General features: G+C 61.7%; 16 protein-coding genes and 2 tRNA genes. 6 read left to right on the forward strand and 12 right to left on the reverse strand.

Features of this window, described 5'->3' with window-relative positions; genetic code table 11:
* Window positions 1–19: 19 nt before the first annotated feature.
* Window positions 20–1237 (forward strand): hypothetical protein, encoded by a 1218-nt coding sequence (locus EM6_RS15630; RefSeq protein WP_126424044.1) that lies wholly within the window; start codon window positions 20–22, stop codon window positions 1235–1237.
* 135 nt (window positions 1238–1372) lie between these two features.
* Here EM6_RS15630 and EM6_RS15635 read toward each other — a convergent pair whose 3' ends face one another.
* From EM6_RS15635 to EM6_RS15650, 4 genes are all read right to left on the reverse strand, one after another.
* Window positions 1373–4162: a valine--tRNA ligase gene (locus tag EM6_RS15635; protein WP_126424172.1), complete on the reverse strand. Its 2790-nt coding sequence runs from the start codon at window positions 4160–4162 to the stop codon at window positions 1373–1375.
* Between the two features lie 89 nt (window positions 4163–4251).
* On the reverse strand, window positions 4252–4803 hold the full coding sequence (locus EM6_RS15640; RefSeq protein ID WP_126424045.1) for a DUF2497 domain-containing protein: 552 nt from the start codon (window positions 4801–4803) through the stop codon (window positions 4252–4254).
* A 242-nt stretch (window positions 4804–5045) separates the two neighbouring features.
* On the reverse strand, window positions 5046–6488 hold the full coding sequence (locus EM6_RS15645) for a TolC family outer membrane protein (protein ID WP_126424046.1): 1443 nt from the start codon (window positions 6486–6488) through the stop codon (window positions 5046–5048).
* Window positions 6489–6820: 332 nt separating this feature from the next.
* A complete protein-coding gene (locus EM6_RS15650; protein WP_126424047.1) occupies window positions 6821–7450 on the reverse strand; it encodes a protein-L-isoaspartate O-methyltransferase family protein in 630 nt (209 codons plus the stop codon).
* Between the two features lie 262 nt (window positions 7451–7712).
* On the opposite strand from EM6_RS15650, the gene EM6_RS15655 reads away from it, so the two are divergent.
* Window positions 7713–7786: transfer RNA gene (locus tag EM6_RS15655), tRNA-Cys, on the forward strand.
* A gap of 20 nt (window positions 7787–7806) precedes the next feature.
* Here EM6_RS15655 and EM6_RS15660 read toward each other — a convergent pair.
* From EM6_RS15660 to EM6_RS15675, 4 genes are all read right to left on the reverse strand, one after another.
* Window positions 7807–9120 (reverse strand): methyl-accepting chemotaxis protein, encoded by a 1314-nt coding sequence (locus EM6_RS15660; protein ID WP_126424048.1) that lies wholly within the window; start codon window positions 9118–9120, stop codon window positions 7807–7809.
* 290 nt (window positions 9121–9410) lie between these two features.
* Window positions 9411–9485: transfer RNA gene (locus tag EM6_RS15665), tRNA-Asn, on the reverse strand.
* 105 nt (window positions 9486–9590) lie between these two features.
* Window positions 9591–10955: a PleD family two-component system response regulator gene (locus EM6_RS15670; protein WP_126424049.1), complete on the reverse strand. Its 1365-nt coding sequence runs from the start codon at window positions 10953–10955 to the stop codon at window positions 9591–9593.
* A 6-nt stretch (window positions 10956–10961) separates the two neighbouring features.
* Window positions 10962–11330 (reverse strand): response regulator, encoded by a 369-nt coding sequence (locus EM6_RS15675; protein WP_013480598.1) that lies wholly within the window; start codon window positions 11328–11330, stop codon window positions 10962–10964.
* A 177-nt stretch (window positions 11331–11507) separates the two neighbouring features.
* Between EM6_RS15675 and EM6_RS15680 the strand changes: the two genes are divergently transcribed.
* Both EM6_RS15680 and EM6_RS15685 read left to right on the forward strand, forming a co-directional pair.
* On the forward strand, window positions 11508–11975 hold the full coding sequence (locus EM6_RS15680; RefSeq protein WP_126424050.1) for a RidA family protein: 468 nt from the start codon (window positions 11508–11510) through the stop codon (window positions 11973–11975).
* A 332-nt stretch (window positions 11976–12307) separates the two neighbouring features.
* Complete coding sequence (locus EM6_RS15685; RefSeq protein ID WP_126424051.1) at window positions 12308–13456, forward strand: GNAT family N-acetyltransferase; 1149 nt, start codon at window positions 12308–12310, stop codon at window positions 13454–13456.
* A 352-nt stretch (window positions 13457–13808) separates the two neighbouring features.
* Here EM6_RS15685 and EM6_RS15690 read toward each other — a convergent pair whose 3' ends face one another.
* From EM6_RS15690 to crcB, 4 genes are all read right to left on the reverse strand, one after another.
* Window positions 13809–14552: an ATP12 family chaperone protein gene (locus tag EM6_RS15690; RefSeq protein ID WP_126424052.1), complete on the reverse strand. Its 744-nt coding sequence runs from the start codon at window positions 14550–14552 to the stop codon at window positions 13809–13811.
* A 221-nt stretch (window positions 14553–14773) separates the two neighbouring features.
* Window positions 14774–15442, reverse strand: coding sequence for an HAD-IA family hydrolase (locus tag EM6_RS15695; RefSeq protein ID WP_126424053.1), 669 nt, complete (start codon window positions 15440–15442; stop codon window positions 14774–14776).
* 1 nt (window position 15443) lies between these two features.
* Window positions 15444–16451 (reverse strand): RluA family pseudouridine synthase, encoded by a 1008-nt coding sequence (locus EM6_RS15700; protein WP_126424054.1) that lies wholly within the window; start codon window positions 16449–16451, stop codon window positions 15444–15446.
* Window positions 16448–16828 (reverse strand): fluoride efflux transporter CrcB, encoded by a 381-nt coding sequence (gene crcB, locus EM6_RS15705; protein ID WP_126424055.1) that lies wholly within the window; start codon window positions 16826–16828, stop codon window positions 16448–16450. Before crcB ends, EM6_RS15700 begins: the two co-directional genes overlap by 4 nt.
* Window positions 16829–16910: 82 nt before the next feature.
* Between crcB and EM6_RS15710 the strand changes: the two genes are divergently transcribed.
* Complete coding sequence (locus EM6_RS15710) at window positions 16911–17342, forward strand: HIT family protein (protein WP_126424056.1); 432 nt, start codon at window positions 16911–16913, stop codon at window positions 17340–17342.
* A gap of 82 nt (window positions 17343–17424) precedes the next feature.
* Window positions 17425–18051: a histidine phosphatase family protein gene (locus EM6_RS15715; RefSeq protein WP_126424057.1), complete on the forward strand. Its 627-nt coding sequence runs from the start codon at window positions 17425–17427 to the stop codon at window positions 18049–18051.
* Window positions 18052–18128 lie beyond the last annotated feature (77 nt).

The raw sequence follows: 18128 nt of genomic DNA on the forward strand, positions 1-18128 counted from the left end.
CGATACAGAGAGAAAAGAGATGGCCCCCAGTCCCCGCCTGACGCACCTGCCGCCTTTGTGGTGGGGTATTCTATGTTCGCTTCCGGTCGTGAGCGGGCTGATAGGGCGCTTTATCCGCCAGACGCCGGGTTTTGAGGACTTCGATGCCGTCACCTGCGCGGGTGTGACCCTGCTGAAAGGCGGCAATCCTTACGACCTCACCCCGGCCTGTGCAGGGTTGAAAAGTGCAACCTTTGTCTATGCGCCGCCGGTCGCCGAAGGCGTGGCCTTTGTCATCGCGCATCTGGGGGCCGACGGATACCGGCTGCTGTTTGGCGGTCTGTGGCTGCTGGCGCTTTGCGGGCTGAGCGCCTATGCCGTCAAATTCGCCCTGCCGGAGGTCGATATCCGGCTGAAACTGCCCCTGCTGGCCCTGTTTACCGGTGGGTGCATCGCCTGCGGCAATATCGCCATCCTGCTGCATGGCGGGGTGCTGTTGGGGGCGTTCAGCCTGCCGCGACGGGTGTGGCCGTTTGTGCTGACCGTCACCGTCGTCAGCCTGATCAAGCCCGTCCTTCTGACCTATCTGATCGTTCTGGCTTATATGGACCGGCCCCTACGCTGGCGCATGGGGAGGACAGCAGCGGGCGTCGTGGCGGGCCTGAGCCTCAGCCTATGGGTGCTGCACAGCCCTTCGCCGCTTACCCCGCTGTGGAAGGACACCCTGTCGCAGGTGGTGCTCAGCGACCAGACGGGCATCAGCTATTTTGGCTGGCTGCACAGTTGGGGCATAGACAGCACCTCGCCTGTGGCCCTGTCGCTTCTGCCTGTGGTGATGGGGACGCTGGCCCTGTCGGGGCTGGCTCTGGCGGAACTGGGGCAGCTCAGCAGAAATGAACGGCTGGTTCTGGGGCTGGGGCTGGCGCAGTTGCTCAACCCGCGCCTGATGGATTACGACCTGCTGCTGGTGGTGCCCTTTGGCGCACTGCTGGCGCATCTGGTCGCGCGGCAGGGCGGCCGCTGGCCCAGCGTCAGCACGTGGGGGCTGATCGGCCTGACCGGGAGCATATTGGTGCTGAACGAGATCGAGCAGCGCGCCATCCTGCCCGTGCCCCTGAGCTTGCACCTGATGAGCCTTGTAACCGTCGCGCTGGCCGGCACGCTGGCCTTTCAACAGCGGGCACAGGTGGTGCGTACCATGACGGGTCTCCTGCCACTGCGGGGCAGACGGCTGCCGCCCCTGCCCGCAGCGGAATGAAAAAAAGCCCCGGTGTGCGCCGGGGCTTTGGGTTAGAGCGACATTTCGTTCATTCTGAATCGAAATGTCGCTCTAAATTTTTGTTTTGTCGCGTTTTTTTACGCTCAACCGGTATCCACTTGAGCGAAAAACGCTCTAAAGGGCCGCTTTCAGCCGTTCCAGCGCCGCTGACAGGCGGGCCTTGCCGTCTTCGGCGTCTTTCAGGCGCTCCTGATTCTCGGTGATCACCTCTTCCGGGGCCTTTTTAACAAACTCCGGGTTATCGAGTTTGCGCCTGGTCCCTTCGATCGTCTTGTCAAAGGCGGCGATGTCCTTGGCCAATCGCGCCGCCTCGGCCTTGAGGTCGATAAACTCGGCCACGCTGAGGTTGCCGGTCGCCTCGGCGATCACGAAGGGCACAGAGCCGACAGGGGCCGTTTCGGCCACGCCGACCTCGCCCAGACGCCCCAGGAAGAGGATCAGGTCGCGGTGCGTGCTCAGCCAGCCCTGCGTCTGCGCCCCGGCCCCGGTGAGGGTCAGCGGCACCTTGGCAGAGCCCGGCACATTCATTTCCGAACGCACGCTGCGCACTTCGGAAATCAGCTCGATCAGCCAGTTGATCTCGGTATCCGCCGCGGCATCAATCGCCGCCGCGTCATAGACCGGCCACTGTTCGACGATCAGCGCATTGGCGCGGCCATCGGTTGCCGCCCATAGTTCTTCGGTGATGAAGGGCATGACCGGATGCAGCAGGATCAGGCACTGATCCAGCACCCACGCCGTCATAGCGCGGATTTCGGCCTTGGCCTCGGCATCTTCGCCGTTGAGGATCGGCTTCGACAGTTCGACGTACCAGTCGCAAACGACGTTCCACACGAACTTATACAGGGCATTGGCTGCGTCATCGAAGGCGCAGGCTTCCAGCGCTTCGGTGACGATCTTCACCGTCTTGTGCGTCTCGCCACGAATCCAGCGGCTGAGCGTCAACTTGACCGCCGACGGGTCGAAGCCGGCCACCGCCGCACACTCGTTCATCTGGGCAAAGCGGTGGGCGTTCCACAGCTTGGTGCCGAAATTGCGATAGCCTTCAATGCGTTGTTTGGCCAACTTGATGTCCCGGCCCTGCCCCGACATGGCGGTCAGGGTAAAGCGCAGAGCGTCGGCACCGAATTCGTCGATCAGGACCAGCGGGTCCATGACATTGCCCTTCGACTTCGACATCTTCTGGCCCTTCTCGTCGCGGACAAGGGCGTTGATAAAGACGCGCTGGAACGGGGCCTTACCGGTAAAGTGCAGGCCCATCATCATCATGCGGGCGACCCAGAAGAAGATGATGTCGAACCCGGTGACCAGCGTGTGGGTGGGGTAGAAGCGCTCCAGATCGCGCGTCTGTTCCGGCCAGCCCATGGTCGAAAACGGCCACAGGGCCGACGAGAACCAGGTGTCGAGAACGTCTTCATCTTGCCAGATAGGCCAGACTTTTTCACCCTCGTTAGTCTCCGCCGCTAGCATAACCGCTTCGGTGTAGCTACCGACCACAACTACTTTCTCCGCATAGAGTTTTTCCGCAGCAGTAATGGCTTTTTGCTCGGACTCTTCGACGAAAATAGCCGGTGTTTGAGAATTATCCTTCTCAAAGCCAAACCACGCCGGGATGCGGTGGCCCCACCAGAGCTGGCGTGAAATGCACCACGGCTCGATATTGCGCAGCCACTCAAAGTACGTCTTTTCCCAGTTCTTCGGCTCAAACACCGTGCGGCCGTCTTCGACGGCGGCCAGCGCCTCCTTGGCCAGCTCACCGGCATTGACGTACCACTGATCGGTCAGGAAGGGCTCGATCACCACACCCGACCGGTCGCCGTGCGGCACCATGTGTTTGGTCTTTTCTATGGCTTTCAGCCAGCCCTCTTCCTCGGCGCGGGCGATGATCGCCTTGCGCGCCGCGAAACGGTCCTGACCGCGATAGGCCTCGGGCACCTCGTCGTTGAGGGTGGCGAACGGCGTCAGAATATTGATCAGCGGCAGGTTATGCCGTTTGCCGACCTGAAAATCGTTGAAATCGTGCGCCGGGGTGATCTTCACCGCGCCGGAGCCCTTGGTCGGGTCGGCATAGTCGTCGCCGACGATGGGGATGCGACGCCCGGTGATCGGCAGAATAACGTGCTTGCCGATCAGTGCTTTATAACGCTCATCGTCCGGATGCACGGCCACGGCGGTGTCGCCCAGCATCGTCTCCGGGCGGGTGGTCGCCACGACGATATAGTCGCGCGTTTCCAGCGTTTCATGGCCCTCTTCGTCCTTAACCGGATAGTCGAAGGTCACGCCGTCAGCCAGCTTATAGGCAAAGTGCCAATAATGGCCATCGACCTCCTTTTGCTCGACCTCAAGGTCGGAGATGGCGGTCTGGAAATGCGGGTCCCAGTTGACCAGACGCTTGTCGCGGTAGATCAGGCCTTCTTTATACAGTTGCACGAAGACCTTGCGCACGGCGGCCGACAGACCTTCATCCAGCGTGAAGCGTTCGCGCGACCAGTCACACGACGCCCCCAGACGGCGCAACTGGCCCTGAATGGTGCCGCTGCTCTCGGCCTTCCACTGCCACACCTTTTCGACAAAGGCCTCGCGGCCCATATCGCGGCGACCGACATTGCCGGCGGCGGCCAGTTGACGTTCGACCACCATCTGCGTGGCGATGCCCGCGTGGTCCGTGCCGGGCAGCCACAGGGCCGCCTTGCCACGCATCCGCTCAAAGCGCGTCAGCACGTCCTGAAGCGTGTTGTTCAGGGCGTGGCCGATATGCAGGCTGCCCGTCACATTGGGCGGCGGGATGACGATGGAAAAGGGTACGGCGCCTTCGTCCTCGCTCGGCTTGAACGCACCGGACGTTTCCCACATCTCATAGAGGCGCGGTTCAACGGTTTTGGGGTCGAAGGTCTTTTCCAGCATGGTCTTTTCGCGTGTAAGCATGAAACAGAAAGAGCGGCGTCCTTAACACAGGACGCCGCTCCGGTAACAGGTAAAAAAGCGTTTTGCGCTTAACGGCGCGCCTGGCGGGCCAGACGTTCCACTTCCTCACGCACCGCCGTTTCGACGATGGCCGGCAGATTGCCGTCCAGCCAGTCTTGCAGCATCGGGCGCAGGATTTCGGTCAGCAGGTCTTCGATCGAGCGGCCTTCGCGCGGCAGCAGGCTGGCGCTGGTCAGTTGGCCAAAAGCCGAGACCGCGCTCTGTACCGTGCGCTCTGACACGAGGTGCGAAGTGGTTTCGTAATCGACGCGCGGAGCGGGTTTCGGCGCGGGCTTGGGGGCCACAGCCACCGGTTCCGGATCAAAGGCGTCGATATCGCCGATCGACACGGCGGGCTTCGGCGTCGCCACCGGTGTCGTCAGTTCCAGCACGTCCTCTTCTTCGACTTCCGGCTCATCTTCCGGTTCGTCAAAGGCGACTTCGGGTTCGGGCTCAGCCGCAACGACTTCGGGCTCAGGCTCAGGCTTGGCCTTTTCTTCCGGGGCATCGTCCTCGGAAATGATCCGGCGGATCGAGGCGAGGATTTCCTCCATCGTGGGTTCGTGGGCGGTTTCGGACATGTCGGTGAATCACTCGAAAAGGATAGTCTGTGCCATAAAGACACGGCTCAGGGGTTTTTGGCAACTGTTAAGCGATCTTTATGCGCCCTATTTTCGCCTGACAGGCTCATTCCCCACCTGTCGGAATCATCACGATAAGTGTGCGACCAACAGGGTTAACAAAATTTGAAGCCGACCGGCAAAAGAAAGGGCGGAAAGGCCTGAACCTCTCCGCCCGCATTGGCTCTGTACCTGTACAGTTCTTAGCGCGTTTTTACGATTTCACCCGACGAATCGGCAAGCCCGTCCAGCACACGCGCCACCGGCTCCAGAGGCGTCGCGCCCTTGTTCTTGATCGCGTCAAAATTCTTGGCCGGATCGTAGATTTCGGCCTGCGGCGTCAGGGTACGCGCTTCGAGGTCGCCCATGACCGCCAGCACCTGAGAGGCGGCGACGTATTCGGCGCGCTGCGCGTTGATCAGCGCCAGTTGCGCCTGACGCAGTTCCTGCTCGGCGTTCAGCACTTCGATATTGGTGCGTAAGCCCACTTGCTGCTCGTACTTGACGCCTTCGGCGGCGACGGTGGCGGCGCGCACCTGCTCCTGATTGGCCTGAGTCGCCGTGCGGGCGGCCGCCATATTGGCCCAGGCGGTCGAAACGTTCTGCACCACATTGCGGCGCGCCAGCTCGACGCTGATCTTCTGCGCCGTATAGCCTTCGGTGGCTTGACGCACGCGCGACGAATTATAGCCGGCGCTGAACAGCGGCATGGTGAAGCGCAGGGTGGCCGTGGCCGCGTCGCGCTTGTCCAGATCCTTGAAATCATCGGTCGGCGCGCTGGTGGCGTAACCAGCCCCCAGGGTCACACGCGGCCCCAGACCCGACTTGGCCTGCGACACGCGGGCGCGGGCGGCGGCTTCGGCCCATTTGGCGGCGCTCAAAGACGGGTTGTTGGCTTCGGCGCGATCCAACGCGGCGTCAAACGTGACGGGCAGGTTGGGCAGGCCGGGCACGGGATCGAGCGCCGTGGGGGTCTGACCGACAATGGCCACGTATTGCGCGCGGCTGCTGTCGAGTTGGGCGCGGGCCTGCGCCAGAGAGGCGGAAGAGGCCGCCAGACGGGCTTCGGATTGTGCCACATCGGTGCGCGTCAGTTCCCCGGCTTCGAAACGGGCCTTGGTTTCATCAAGCTGACGCTTGAGAACGTTATAGTTTTCCTCGCCGATGCGCAGGGCCTCCTGATCGCGGCGCACAGCGGTGTAGACGCTGATGACGTCGCTCAGCACCTGAGCCTCAACCGCGCGCAGGTCTTCGCGACCGGCATTGACATCGGCCTCCGCCGCCTTGACGCCCGACGACAGGCCGCCGGAGGCGAACAGGGTCTGGTTGGCCGACAGGTTCAGGGCGCTGTTGGACTTGGGCGCGCCGAAGCTGGTCACGTCGCTATAGTCCACGCTGGCCCCGGCGCTGAGCGTCGGGCCGAGCCCGGAGCGCGCCTGCACATAGGTTTCATCCGTGGCGCGTTGCTGGGCGCGGGCGCGTTGCAGGGTGGGGTTATTGGCATAGGCCAGAGTAATGGCGTCGGTGAGCGATTCCGCGAAGGCCGAACCCGCCCCCAGCGCCAGAGCCGACACCGTCAAACCGGCCAGCAGGTACGCACGCAATCCCTTACGGCCACCGGCAGGCTTGGACGAAAGCTTTAGCATCAAAATGATTCCCTTAAAGTAAGGGCAGCGCCACCCCCCGCCCGGCGGCCTTTCGACCCCGCATTGCGATGCGTTGCTGCCTTTGAACTGGCCAACACACTGCCAGAAGCCGGAGGCTTTGGCGAGTTACGGTTTTTTCACCTAGAGCATTCGTCGGCTAAGTTGAGCCGACGAATGCTCTAATTATTTCTAACGCCTCATGTTTCTTCCGAAAAGTGGTGTCCACTTTTCGGCATGAGGCTCGAGGCATTTCTTTGCGGTACGGACCCAAAAAAGGGCCGCGGTGTGATGCCGCAGCCCCTTTGGATCGCTGATCAGATCGCCGTTTCGGCTTAAAAGACGAAGGCCGGGGCCTTGGTAAAGCCCGGCAGCACGGCGGTCGCCGCATTGAACACAAAGGCTTCGGACACACCGGCCTGAAGGCGGGTATAGACACGGGCTTCACCCAATGCGCCGCTGCGCACCACCACCCCCAGGCGGCCATGCAGTTTCAGCGCGGCAAACCACTCGGCGGGCACGTCCTCGACCGCGCCTTCGCTGACGATGATGTCGTATTCACCGGCGATCGGCGTCTTGAGGTCCTGCACGACCAGCGAAATACCCAGCGTCTTGAGATAGGGCTCGACCACGGTCTGGACGCGGGCATCGGCTTCCTGCACCGTGACGTCGAGACCGGCGTGCTTGAGCACAGCGGCGGCATAGGGCGCGCCGATGGCCAGCACCTTCTGACCGGCGACGGGCTTGAGCGCGTGCAGCAGCTTGGCGAGGTCGCGCGGCAGCATCAGGGCGCGGCCCGGCGCGATCTGCGGCTCGACATCACCATAGGCGGCAAAGCCCTGCCCCGGCGCGACCAGACGCTCGCGCTCAATGTGACGCATGGCCTTTTGCAGCGCGGGGTCGGTGACGTCGTTCACCCGCACCTGAGATTCAACCATGTTCTGACGGGCGGCGAAGTAATCCATCTGAGCCTCGAAGCATATAGACGACAGGAGTCGTGTCCTTATCCTGCGCTTATAGGCGTTTGCAAGGCGCGCTTCAATGCACCGCACACCCCGCTTTTGCATTTTTCAGGAAAAGTGACAGCGTTCACGGTCAGGGCACGCTGACCGCAAGCCCGGCGCAACCCATGCGATCCCAAATTCAAAAATTCTGTATATAAACCGTGACAATCCCATTGCAGCCGCAGGGCCGATCTGATAGCTGAGCCTACCGCTAATGTAGTGAGGCCTGATGGCGGAGCGGTTACGCAGCGGATTGCAAATCCGTGTAGCCCGGTTCGACTCCGGGTCAGGCCTCCAAATCTCCCCAAAAAATCGAACTAAGCCGCGCGCAGGGACTGAATGAAGGCCTCGATCTGGCCTTTCAGATCACCCGCCACGGCCTGCACCGAGCGGGATTCGAGCGAAACGGTGCCCGCCGCCTGATCCGTAGCGGCGGCAACGTGACGCACCGCGTCGATGTCGCGACCTACGCTCTGGGCCCCTGAGGCCAAAGCATCGACGGTACTGGCGATGTCGCGCGTCGCCGATTGCTGGGCACTGACCGCCTCGGCAATGCCGTCAGCCGAAGCGCGCAGTTCCTGAATGACGCCGACGATGTGGCCGATGGCCTCGACGGCCTGAGTGGTGTCCGACTGGATGTGCGTCACCTTGTCCGTGATGTCGCGCGTCGCCTTTTCGGTCTGTTGCGCCAGCGTCTTGACCTCCGAGGCCACGACGGCAAAGCCTGCGCCCGCCTCCCCGGCGCGCGCCGCTTCGATAGTGGCGTTGAGCGCCAGCAGATTGGTCTGACGCGCGATCCCGGAAATAATGTCCACGACGGCGCTGATTTCCTCGGCGCTGCGGTTCAGACGGCCCATGATTTCGGACGTCGCCTCGCTTTGGCCCACGGCCTGCGCCGACACTTCGGACGAGGCGACGGCGGCCTGAGCAATGTCGGAGGCACTGCTCGACAGGCCCTGCACGGTTTCGGCGACGTGGTGCGCCTGCCGCGAGGTCGCCTCGGCCGTGGCGGTGACGTTCTCAATGCGCGAAACGGCGCCCTTGGCCTGTTCGCTCATGGTTTCGGCCGAATCGGTCATGGCTTCGGATGAGCGGCTCAACCCCACGATCAGGGTCGAGACCTGCGCGTGCAGACGCTCCCCCATTTCCTGAAGCGCCTTTTGACGCGCCTGCGCCAGCACCTCGGCGCGGCGGGCGTTTTCGGCCTCCAGCGCGATCAGGGAACGGCCATTGCCCCGGAAGATTTGCAAGGCCCGCGCCATGGCACCGATTTCGTCCGAACGCTGCGCCCCCTCGACCTCGGCTTCAAAGTCGCGTTCGGCAAAGCGCGACATCAGGCGACTCATGCGCTCCAGGGCGCTGAACACTTCACGGTCAAAATAGACGATGGCCACCAACCCGGCCAGACCGACCCCGATCGCCACAACCCAGATACCGGCCCGGAAAGTCTCTGCCGCCACCAGCAGCGGACGCAATTGCGCCTCGCTTTGCGGGGCCGTTTCAAGCGTCGCCTTAAGCCCGCTGATCACCGCCCCCTCATGTCCCAGAGCCACAGCGGTCAGCGAAGCCAGCAGAAGAAGGAACAGGGCAAAGAGGCCCCGGATACGGGCCTTGATGGGCGGCAGGGTCACGGCAGCATCTTTCAACGGAAAAGAGAGATGCCGCCATGCAACCGGATAGCGGTTAACAAGCCGTTGCAACGGACGCAAAAACCAACGAAATCGGCGTAACGCGAGTCTTTATATTAACCCTTCATTAAGGCAAATCGGGTCAACTCAGTCTGTCTTTGCTTTTTTGAAGACACCCACCATCACCAAACTTTTCAACCCGGCCTTCTGGCCGGGTTTTTCTTTGGGTTGAACAGGGCGCGAGGCATAAAGAAGGCCCTGCGCGCGGGGCGGCAGGGCCTTGTCTTTGTAGCTGGCTCCCCGGGCAGGATTCGAACCTGCGACCAATCGATTAACAGTCGATTGCTCTACCGCTGAGCTACCGAGGAATGTTTCACCAGCGAGGAGGCGGCCTATAGCAAGGCTTGGGGGACGATGGCAAGCCTAAAGCTGAAATTTATCCACGAGATTGCGCAAATAGCGACGACCGCGCCTCAGGCCGCGCGCAGGATCACGCGGTTGCGGCCCGATTGCTTGGCCTCATAGACGGCCTCATCCGCGCGCTTGATAAAGGCTTCCAGCGTGTCGCCAAGCCCCAGAAGGGACGACACCCCGACCGACACCGTGACATTCAGGGTGCGGCCGTCGGGCAGGCTAAACGGCGCTTCGGCCACGGCCTGACGCACGCGCTCGGCAATGGTCTGCGCCGCGTCTGCGGGCGTGTCGGGCATCAGCACCACGAACTCTTCGCCCCCCAGACGGCAGGGCATGTCGATCGCCCGCACATTCTGACTGACGCGGCGGGCAAATTCCTTCAGCACCTCATCACCGGCATCGTGGCCAAAGCCGTCATTGACGCGCTTGAAATGGTCGATATCGAGCAGAAGCAGCGACACCGGGTCATCGGTTTTCAGATGCCGGCGCATCAGTTGCGTCAGTTGCAAATCCATAAAGCGGCGATTGTTCAGGCCGGTCAGCGGATCGGTGACCGCCAGCTCCAGCGAGCGGTCCAGACTGGCGCGCAGGAAGTCGGCATAGCGCTTGCGGCGAATCTGCCCCCGCGCCCGCGCCAGCAGTTCCTGCAAATCGACCGGTCGCGGCAGGACGTCGCTGACGCCCAGTTCCAGCCCCTTGAGCAGGGTTGGGCGTTCATCGGGATTGAACAGGCCCAGCACCGGCAACTGCCGCGTCAGCTCGGATGAGCGCAGATGCGCCACAAAGCGCAGCGGATCGAAGTCACGCGCCCCTAGGTTCAGCACCAGCAGGTCCACACGACCCAGAGCGATTTTCAGCGCCGCCTTCGGATCGGTTTCGTAGGCGCAGCGGTGCTGTTCGCCCAGCGCCACCATCAGCCGTTCGGCCTGACGCACCTGATCATCGAGGATCAGTACATTGCCGGGCGCCGTCATCTGACGGTGCAACTGGCTGGCGTCGATCAGGCCCATACGGCGCGAGGACTGTTCGCGCTGACGCAGTTCGTCAGACAGGTGCTTGAGCCGCACCAAGGCCTTCAGCCGCGCAAACAGAATCACGTCATCCAGCGGCTTGGTCAGAAAGTCATCGGCCCCGGCCTCAAGCCCGGATAGGCGGTCGTCGCGCCCGTCGAGCGCCGTGACCAGAATAATCGGGATGTGTCGCGTTTCGGCCAGTTCTTTGAGCTGGCGCGTCACCTCATAGCCATCGACGCCCGGCATCATGACGTCGAGCAGGATGATGTCGGGCTGTTCAATAATGGCCGTCTCGATGGCTTCCTGCCCCGAATGGGCGGTCACCACATCGTAATAGTCGGCCTCCAACTTGGCCTGTAGCAGGCGGACATTGGCCGGAATATCATCAACGACCAGAACCTTGGCTGTCATTGCGCCCTACCCCAGATAGCGGCGAACGGTATCGAGGAAGTGCGAAACGGAGATAGGCTTTGAGATATAGGCCTCGCAGCCGCCTTCGCGGATGCGCTCCTCATCGCCCTTCATGGCAAAGGCGGTCACGGCCACGACCGGAATGTGCGACAGCTCATCGTCTTCCTTGAGCCACTTGGTGACTTCAAGGCCGGAAATTTCCGGCAACTGAATATCCATCAGGATCAGGTCCGGACGGTGCTTGCGCGCCAGCGACAGGGCCGACAGCCCTTCACCGGTTTGCAGCGTCTCATAGCCCTGCGCATCGAGCAGATCATGAAACAGCTTCATATTCAGTTCGTTGTCCTCAACAATGAGAACCTTTTTCGCGCTCATAAGCCTGTATTCCGTGTGGGGGTCGCGATTCGCGGCACCGCGTGTCACTGAGCCACACCCTACCCGAACTGTCTTAAGCCGAGGTGAAGGGGATGGAAACAAAGTGTAAATGCCCATATCGACGCCTCGCCCCGGAGTGCCTATAAGCGGGGTATCTTTTTTCAGGAGACCGAATCCATGTCGAAGATCGAAGCCCGCCTCCAGGAACTGGGGATCACCCTGCCCGTCCCGGCCGCCCCTGTCGCCAACTACGTGCCCTTCGTGCGCAGCGGTAATTTGATCCACATTTCGGGTCAGATTTCCAACGACGGCACCGGCCGCTACAAGGGCACGGTCGGCGTGGATGTCTCGCTGGAGGACGCCACCGAAGCAGCGCGCGTCTGCGGCATCAACCTGCTGGCCCAGATGAAGGCCGCCGTGGGGGACCTCGACACTGTGGTGCGGGTGGTCAAGCTGGGGGCCTTTGTGCAGGCTGGTCCAGACTTTTACGACGTGCCGCAGGTGGTCAATGGCTGCTCGAACCTGATGGTTGAGGTGCTGGGCGAAGCCGGCAAGCACGCCCGCTCGGCCGTCGGCGTGTACAAGATTCCGCTGGGCTTTGCCGTCGAAGTCGATGCGGTGATCGAAGTGGCGGATCGTCGATAGGTTTTAGAGCGGAATGATTTCTACTGGAATCATTCCGTTCAAGCCGCCATTGAGGCGGCGGCCAAGGTGGCGCAAGCCACCGCCCGGCGAGGGGCTAAACAAAATCTAGATCATTATGTTTCTAACAGAAATCATAATGATCTAGCCCCGAAAAGCGCGAAAACTGGAAAAGACTACAGAGCCTTTGTGCCCGCAGGGCATGAGTATCTGGTTCCGGACGGGAAGATATGGCGCTACGCGCCGGACTTTTCGGCTGCTTTTTTCCAGATTTTCGTGTTTTTCGTGGCCAATTCCTGTCTTGTATCCTCGTACGCACCGCCTAGATTAAGGCCATGCCCGTGCCCGCCCTGACCGCTGCCCTGCACCGCTCGATCAGCGAGATCGACCCCGCCGTCTGGGATGGATTAAAGGGCGACGATAACCCCTTCAACAGCCACGCCTTTCTCGAAACGCTCGAACAGACGGGCTGCGTCGGCGAAGACAGCGGCTGGGTGCCGCATCACCTCAGCCTGAGCGATGAGGCGGGTACGATCCGCGGCGTGATGCCGCTCTATCTCAAATATCATTCGATGGGCGAATACGTCTTCGACCATAGCTGGGCACAGGCCTATGAGCGCGCGGGCGGGCGCTACTATCCCAAACTGCTGTCTGCGTCGCCCTTCACGCCGGTGACGGGGACGCGGCTGTTGTCGCCAGACCCTGAGGTGCGCGCGGCTTTGATCCGCACGGCGGTGCAGCTCTGCGATACCAACGGCCTGTCGTCGTTTCACGTCAATTTCCCCACATCAGACGAATGGACGCTGATGGGCGCAGAAGGCCTGCTTTTGCGGCAGGATCAACAATTCTGGTGGAGCAATGCCGGCTATCAGAGCTTTGACGATTTCCTCGCCGCCCTGTCGGCCAATCGGCGCAAGGTTATCCGCCGCGAACGCCGCGACGTGCAGGCGGCGCTGAGCCTGAAAATCCATAGCGGTCACGAAATCACCGAAGCGCATCTCGATCACCTGCACGCCTTTATCGAGGATACTTACGATCGCAAATGGGGCTCACCCTATCTGACGCGCGCGTTCTTTTCGGTGATCACCGAGCGGATGCGTGATCAGATCGTTTTGGTGTTTGCCTATGACGGCGATCAGCCGGTGGCCGGGGCCATCAATTACCGCGGCGGTGACACCCTCTATGGCCGTCAGTGGGGGGCGCGCGTCGATGTGCCCTTCCTGCATTTCGAAGTCTGCTATTATCAGGCCATCGACTACGCCATCGCGCACGGGCTGAGCCGCGTCGAGGCCGGAACGCAGGGTGAGCACAAGATTTCACGCGGCTACCTGCCCCACCCCGTCTATTCGGCGCACCATATCCGCGACCGCGACCTGCGTGAGCCCGTGGCCCGTTATCTGACGCAGGAGCGTGCGGCCGTCTCAGCGCAGATGGCCGAGTACGAAGCGGAACTGTCGCCATTCCGCAAACGCGATCAGGCATGAAAAAACCGCCGGTGGGGAGACCGGCGGTGTTTTTTTAGACAGGCGTGTCGCCGACGATCAGGCGATCGGCAGGCGGTGGGCACGCGCCCAGGCGACAACCAGTTGCGACGCAAAATTTACCAGGAATTTCATAGTAATACTTTCTATTAGTTCGACGCCGAGCCGGGGGCAAAACCCAGGGCCAGAAGCGCATTCATAAAGCGTTCGATCAGCTTTTCCATTGTCAGTCCTCACACACAAAAAGTTATGACAGCGCTGTCAATAGCACTTTTTGCACCTGCGAACAAGGCCCTTGTCGTCACATTTGAAATTAAGATCTGTAACGCTTCGTGTGAGGGGCGAAAAATGGGCCTTACAACCCCCTGAACCACGCCTCCAGATGCGTCAGATCATGACGCATGGCCGCCTCACGCTTCAGCGCCTCGGCGTCTTCGCCCCAGGTTTCTTTCTGGAAGGTTTCGCCAACACGCGACGCGGCAAAGGCCTCTTCGGCGCTGAGACGGCCCTTGTACAGCGCCAGAGCCAAGGCCACCGAACCCAGCAGCGGAATGGCCGCCATCAGACCGGCGCGCGCATAGACCGACGCTGTGCTGAGGAGCGTTTTCACGCCTTCGATCGTCGCCACCGGCTGACCGCGTGCCATGATCGAGGTCTGCGGCACAAATTCAAGCGCCAGTTCGCTTTTCAGCCAGTCGATAACCGGCCCCCAGGCCGCCTGTTCGCGGGCAATCAGGGCCTGCGGATAGTCGGACGGGTAGCAGACGAGATCGGTTTCCGCAAAACGCGCCGCTTCGGCCAGCGCGGCGTCTAGGCCACTGTCCATGTGGTCGAGCGCCGCAAACCCCAGCCGTGTCAGGGGCATGGCTGTGAAATCAACCGTCTCTTCGACCGCTTCCCATTCACGCCCGACCAACGCCGCCAGCGCGAAATTGGGCAGCACCAGCGTAGCGCCCTTTGGCGTTTTCACCGCACGGCCATCCAGCGTCACGCCGTAGCCCGGTCCGTCGGCCTTGATCTCGACGGTCTTCCAGAAGCGTTTCGGCTTTGAGCCGATCTGATCACTGCGCTTTGATGGCGCTTCGGCCTTGTAGGTCATGAATAGCTCTCCTTTATCCCTCCCCGGCTGGCTCAACGCGCGCAAAGCCCCCCTCCGTCTTTGACGCCTGAGCGGCGTCAAATCCACCTCCCCCGACACGTCGGGAGAGTAGAACCAGAGCGATATGTCGAAAAGTGTGAGCGGTTTTCGACAACAATATCGCGACAAAACAAAAATTTAGAGTGAGATGATGCTTCCATTCAAAATCATCCCTCTCTAGTTTACGTTAGCTCCGGTACGAACCGGTCAAGAACCGCCCCCAGTTCGCTGAAATCGTGGACAATGTGGTGCGCGCCGGCGGCCTCAAGCTCATCGACCGTGTGGAAGCCCCACGACACGCCGATGGCCTGCACCTGTGCCGAACGCGCCATGCGCATGTCGTGCGTCGCGTCACCAATCATCACCGCCTGATGCGTACCAACACCCAGCGCCGTCAGATTGCACTGAAGCATATGCGGGTGCGGTTTGGACGGGCCATCATCGGCGCAGAAGGTGACGTCAAACAGCTCCCCCCAGCCGTGCTTTTCGACGATGCGCGTCACGCCCCGCCGCGAATTGCCCGTCGCCATACCGATCAGCCAGTTGTCGTTTTTCAGCCGCTCCAGCGTTTCCTGCGCCCCCAGATACAGGGCCTCGCTAAAGTCCGGATCGGCATGAAAGGTCAGAAAGGCGTTCTGAAACTCGCGCGTATAGGCGGCCACGGTTTCCGGATCGAGGTCCGGGCGCATAGCCTGCAACGCTTCGAACAGCGACATACCGACAATGGCGCGCACCTCATCATAGGTGGGCGGGGTGAGGTTCAGCACCTTGGCCGCCTCGACCGCCGCGCGATGGATCGAGGCGCGGCTGTCGATCAGGGTGCCATCGACATCGAATACAGCGAGTCTCATCTTACCGTCGGGAGGCGCGGGTGGCTTTGCGGAAGGGTTCGGGGCTGGCCTCGTGCTCATCGAAACCATAGCGGTCGAACCCGGCCTGAATGACCGGGTCGAGCGGCGCTTCGACGATCAGCGTGCCGTGCGTCGGGTGCGGGATTTCGATGCGCCTGTGGTGCAACTGAAGCCCCAAACCCTCTGACAGGGCTACGGATTTTTCATCCTTGTACTTGGGATCACCCAGGATGCAGTGCCCGATAGCCTGCATGTGGGCGCGTAGCTGGTGCGTGCGGCCCGTATGCGGGCGCAGCGCCATCCACGCCAGACGATGCGCGGCACGGGATATGGTCACATACTCGGTTTCCGCCGCCTCGGCGCCCGGCTCCTTGGGGTCCGCCGGCATGACCATTTCGCGGTCATTGATGCCCTTTTTGACCAGAGGCACGTCGATCACGCCCTCCTTGGGGTCGGGCGTTCCGGCGACCAGCGCCCAGTAGGTCTTATAGGCCTTGCGCTTGGCAAAGGCCCCGGCCAGACGCGCCGCCGCCGACGGCGACTTACCCAGCAGCAGCACACCCGACGTGTCGCGGTCGAGACGGTGGACCAGACGCGGCCGCTCCAGCCCCTCGCCCCAGGCCGACAACAGCCGGTCGATATGGTTTTTCGTCTTGGTGCCGCCCTGCACGGCCAGACCTGAGGGCTTGTTGATGGCAATGACGTCCTCGTCCTCATAGAGGACCAGCGACTTGGCGTAGCGCACCTCCTGCGGGCTCAACTCGGCGCGCTCGCGCTTTTGCTGTTCCTCGGACGGCGCGTCGGGCAGCGGCGGCACGCGCACGCTCTGACCGGTGCTCAGCCGGGTATCGGCCTTGGCGCGCGCGCCATCGACGCGCACCTGCCCCGACCGCAGCAGCTTGTTGAGCTGAATATGGTTGAGGTGCGGCCAGCGCCGCTTGAAAAACTTGTCGATACGCACCCCGTCTTCGCCCTCGGCGACATACAGGATCTTCACTTCCCTACTCATCCGGCCACTTTCCGAAACACAAACAGACCGATCATGACGGCCAAAATCGCCAGCGCAGCCGAGGACACGGCATAAAGCCCCGCCAGCCCGTAGTCTCGCCGCTCCAGCATATGCACCACTTCCAGCGAATAGGTGGAAAAGGTCGTAAACCCGCCCAAAACGCCGACGCCCAGCAGAAGCCTCAGGCGCTCATCGCCCCCCCTGGCCAGCAACCAACCGGCCAGAAGCCCCATCAGGAGCCCCCCCATCAGATTGGCCACAAAGGTGCCGATGGGCCAGCCAAAGGGCATGGCCGCCGCCGGCCACAGACGGGCCAGTCCATAGCGCGCCGCCGAACCGAGGGCTCCACCGATCATGACCAGTAACAAATTAGACATGTCAGGCCTCATACCCCTCTTGGCCCTCAAATCATAGTGTTTTAAGGAGGGGAGCAGACAAATACCAGCAAGGGACTACGCCATGAGCCTGTACGGGGACTACGATCCCAAGAACATCTTCGCCAAGATTCTGGCCGGAGATATCCCCTGCGCCAAGGTCTATGAGGACGCGCGGGTCTTAAGCTTCATGGACGCCTTCCCGCAGACGAGGGGCCATACGCTGGTCATCCCCAAGGTGGCGGCGCGCAACCTGTTCGATATTTCGTCCGAGCATCTGCAAAACCTCATCCACCACACGCAGCGCATCGGCCGCGCTGTGCGCGACGCGCTGGAGCCGGAGGGCCTGCGCATCGCACAGTTCAACGGCGAGGTGGGCGGCCAGACGGTGTTCCACCTGCATTTTCACATCATCCCCTGCTACGCCAACGGCGCGATCAAGCATCATGCGTCGGGTCAGATGGCCGATCTGAAAGATCTTCAGGACATGGCCGCGCGTATCAAGGCGAAGCTGTGATGGTCTTCGGACTTCGCCACGGTCAGCCCGTCCCGGCCGCGCAGCAACGGGACAAAAACTAAAGAAACGGATACGCACCCTGATGTTCTTCGTTCTTCGCCATGGCCAAACCGACTGGAACGCCCAGATGCGGCTTCAGGGCTCGACCGACATCCCGCTCAACGACACCGGGCGTGAGCAGGCGCGCGTCGCCGCCCGCTTTCTGGCCGATCAGGGCATTACGCGCATTGTCGCCAGCCCGCTGATCCGCGCCCATGAGACCGCCAATATCGTCGGGCGGGCGCTGGATCTGCCCGTCATCACCGACGGGCGGCTGACCGAGCGGCATTTCGGCATCTTTGAGGGCCTGACGATTGATGAGGTCGAAGACCACCGACGCGAGATGCGGGCGCACATGAACCCCGACCTCGATATCGATGGCAAGCACTATCCGCACAATGCCGAGCGCTTACCCGCCGTTATCGAGCGCGTGCGCGCCTCGATCGAAGATCACGCCTCGGGCGAGGCCATCCCCCTCTTCGTCTGCCACGGCATTCCGTTCCGCGCCATCGCCCGCGTCTATCTGGGGGAAATGTATTCCAGCCCCAATGCCTGCCCGGTGCGCTATGCGCGTCAGGGCGACGCATGGACCATGACCGGCCTCGACCCCGACAATCAGCCGTTGCACGGCGCCTTCTTCAAAGGCCCGACGACCATGGGCCGCATCTGACATTATTCGTAACAATGTTAGCAGCATTGTCACAATAATCGCGTTTCATCTGTGAACGGACAAAAGTATATATCAAG

The sequence above is a fragment of the Asticcacaulis excentricus genome (genome assembly GCF_003966695.1).
GTDB classification, from domain to species: domain Bacteria; phylum Pseudomonadota; class Alphaproteobacteria; order Caulobacterales; family Caulobacteraceae; genus Asticcacaulis; species Asticcacaulis excentricus_A.